We start from the raw sequence: 3,237 nt of genomic DNA on the forward strand, positions 1-3,237 counted from the left end.
GACTGGGAGGGTTTCTGGACGAGCCTGAAACACCTGGCATTGCCGGTAATATCCCTGTCCTTGGGGAGCATGGCTCAGATCATGCGCCTCACCCGTTCCAGCATGATAGAGGAACTCCGCAAAGACTACGTGGTGGCAGCGACCGCTTACGGGCTACCCCGGGCAGTGGTGGTCTACCGTTACGCTCTGAAAAACGCTATCAGCTCCACGCTCACCGTGGTCGGGCTGAGTTACGGTTTCCTGCTCGGCAATGCGTTCCTCGTCGAGACGGTGTTTTCGTGGCCTGGAATGGCTTCCTACGGGGTGCAGAGTGTGCTGTACAAGGACTTCAATGCGGTGGTGGCCGTAACCATGGTGGTTGGGGTAGTGTTCGCCGTGGCGAATTTCCTCGTCGACATCTGTTACGGTTACCTGGACCCCAGGATTAAGTATGGGGAAGAGTGACATGGGGACGGTCGGCTCGGTACGGCGGAAGAGCGGCACGGGTTTCTGGCGTGAAGAGGTGGCGCGCGGCTGGTACAGGTTCCGGCGGTCTGTGCTCTCGCTGGTCGGGCTGGCGATTGTTCTGCTGGTGCTGGCGACTGCTTTGCTCGCCCCTTATATTGCGCCGTACCCTCAGGATGCGGGAAGCGTGGTCCGGTTTGCAGAGGCTCACCAGCCGCCCAGCCTGCGGCACCCGTTCGGCACGGACCAGGTGGGGCGCGATGTTTTCAGTCGCGTGCTGCTGGGCGCCCGGCTGTCCGTCACCATGGCGCTGGGTGTCCTGGCCATGGCAGTTGGCATCGGCGTGCCGCTTGGTCTGATCGCGGGTTACTGGGGGGGATGGCTCAGGACGGCTATCATGCGCCTGACAGATGTTTTCCTGGCGATTCCCCCCGAGGTCCTGGCTCTGGCCGCCTGTGTGGCGCTGACTCCGAGTCTCACAAACGCCATGCTGGCGGTGTCGTTCGTCTGGTGGCCGTGGTACACCCGGCTGGTCTACGGAGAGGTGCTCTCCATAAGGGAAGAGCAGTTTGTGGAGGCAAGCCGCGGGCTGGGGGCCGGGCCCTGGAGGATAATATTCCGGGATGTGCTCCCCAACTGCCTATCGCCCATCCTGGTCAAGGTTACCCTGGATGCAGGTTTTGTGATCCTGCTTTCTGCCGGGCTCAGTTTCCTTGGCCTGGGTGCTCAGCCGCCGGAGCCCGCCTGGGGCACGATGATCGCCGACGGCCGCGTGTACATGCCCGACAACTGGTGGCTGGCCACGTTCCCGGGGCTCGCCATCTTCGTCACGGTACTGGGCCTGAACTTGCTGGGGGATGGTTTGCGTGATGTGTTCGACGTTGAGCTCGATCGTTGGGGAGTGTGAAGATACGGTGGTGGGGCGTTTGTGCCGGAGCCGCTGCTCGAGATAAGGGATCTGCACATCAGCTTCACCGGCTTTGAAGGCCCCTCCCACGTGATAGCCGGGGTGGATCTCACCCTGTATCCGGGGGAAACGGTGGCCCTGGTCGGAGAGACGGGCTGCGGGAAATCGGTGACAGCTCGTGCCATCCTCGGCCTTCTGCCCGGCAATGCCCGCGTCACCCGCGGGCAAGTCCTGTTCCAGGGCGAGGACGTGCTGGCCATGTCTCCGCGGCGCCTGGGAAGCCTGCGCGGTCGGGGAGTCGCCATGGTGTTCCAGGACCCGATGACCTTTCTGAACCCGGTCGTGACTGTGGGAGAACAGCTGATGGCCGTTGCTTTCCACCATCTCAGGTCCGAGGCCAGAGATGCCCCGGGACCAGGGGCGGCGGCGGGTGTTCCCCGGGTTCTTCCGCAGGGTCGGGCTATCCGGGAAGCAGCGTGGTCCCGGGTGGTGGATGTCCTGAGGCGCGTGCGCATACCGGCTCCCGAGGATACGGCGCGCCGCTACCCGTTTCAGTTGAGCGGAGGCCTGAGACAGCGCATCCTGATTGCGCTGGCGCTACTGGGCCGACCCCGGTTGCTCATCGCGGACGAACCCGGGACGGCCCTGGACGTGTCCATCAAGGACCAGATCCTGCGTCTGCTCGCGGACCTGGTGCGGGAAGAAAACCTGACCGTCCTGTTCATCACGCACGACCTGGGGTCGGCCAGCGTGCTCTGTCGCCGGGTGTGCGTGATGTACGCAGGCCAGGTGGTCGAGGTGGCCGCCACGGACGCTCTTTTCACCCGGCAGCTTCACCCGTACACGGCGGGGCTGCTGCGCTGCGTCCCCCGCCTCACCGGCGACTTCGGCGAGGGAATCGAGGGGACGATCCCCGATTACACCAGCCCCCCGCCCGGCTGCCGCTTCTCGCCCCGCTGCGGCGCGCGCTCTGCCAGGTGTGACATTGAGAGGCCGTCTCTCACGGAAGTGGAAACGCAGAGATGGGTGGCCTGCCACCTCTACGAGGGCCGGCGGGGGGTGGGCGAGTGAGCCCCGACCGGACGGTGCTGGCGGCCATAGATGTTAAGGTGCATTTCCCCATCACCAGAGGGCTGTTGCGGCAGGTGGTAGGCTATGTGCGAGCGGTCGACGGCGTTTCGCTGGAGATAAGCGCCGGAGAGACGCTCGCCCTGGTGGGGGAGTCGGGATCGGGGAAGACCACGCTGGGCAGGGTGATCTGCGGTCTGCAACCCCCCACCCGGGGGCAGGTTATCTTCGAAGGACACCCCCTTCCGCTCAGGGGCCCGGAAGCTCGACGGGTCCGGGCACACATCCAGATGGTCTATCAGGACCCCACCTCTTCGCTCAACCCCCGGCGCCGCGTGGGTGACATCATCACTGACCCCCTCGTGATCCACCGTCGGGGTGATCCCGCCTGGAGGCGCCGGAGGGTGGCCGAGTTGCTTTCTCTTGTGGAGTTGCCTCCAGACTTTGCCTATCGTTACCCCCACTCTTTGAGCGGAGGCCAGAGGCAACGGGTTAACATCGCCCGCGCGCTTGCCCTGGGGCCCAGGGTGCTGGTGCTGGACGAGCCCACTTCGGCGCTGGACGTCTCCGTCCAGGCCAAGCTCGTGCACCTGTTGAAGAGGCTGCAGCGGGAACTCGACCTGACCTATGTGTTCATATCCCACGATCTGCCTCTTGTCCGCAACATAGCCGGGCGGGTAGCGGTCATGTACCTGGGGCACCTCATGGAGATCGCGGAAGCGGAGTCGTTATTCACCCGTCCCCGGCATCCCTACACCCGGGCGCTGCTCTCCGTCGTTCCCGCCCTGACCGCCGAGGAACGTCGTCTGTTGCCCGGG

At 64.7% G+C, this 3,237-nt stretch carries 4 protein-coding genes; all 4 read left to right on the forward strand.

Going from position 1 to position 3,237, the window contains the following annotated elements; genetic code table 11:
* The coding region (locus AB1446_13120; GenBank protein MEW6547823.1) for an ABC transporter permease at positions 1-444 on the forward strand (444 nt) is incomplete at its 5' end.
* Complete coding sequence (locus AB1446_13125) at positions 431-1,351, forward strand: ABC transporter permease (protein MEW6547824.1); 921 nt, start codon at positions 431-433, stop codon at positions 1,349-1,351. The genes AB1446_13120 and AB1446_13125, both read left to right, overlap by 14 nt.
* Positions 1,352-1,372: 21 nt before the next feature.
* Entirely contained in the window at positions 1,373-2,422 is a 1,050-nt protein-coding gene (locus AB1446_13130) for an ABC transporter ATP-binding protein (GenBank protein ID MEW6547825.1), read from the forward strand.
* Positions 2,419-3,237, forward strand: an 819-nt coding sequence (locus AB1446_13135; GenBank protein MEW6547826.1) for an ATP-binding cassette domain-containing protein, incomplete at its 3' end; no start/stop codon positions are given. The genes AB1446_13130 and AB1446_13135, both read left to right, overlap by 4 nt.

The sequence above is a fragment of the Bacillota bacterium genome, from assembly GCA_040757085.1.
In the GTDB taxonomy this organism is placed as follows: Bacteria; Bacillota; Sulfobacillia; order JACIYH01; family JACIYH01; genus JACIYH01.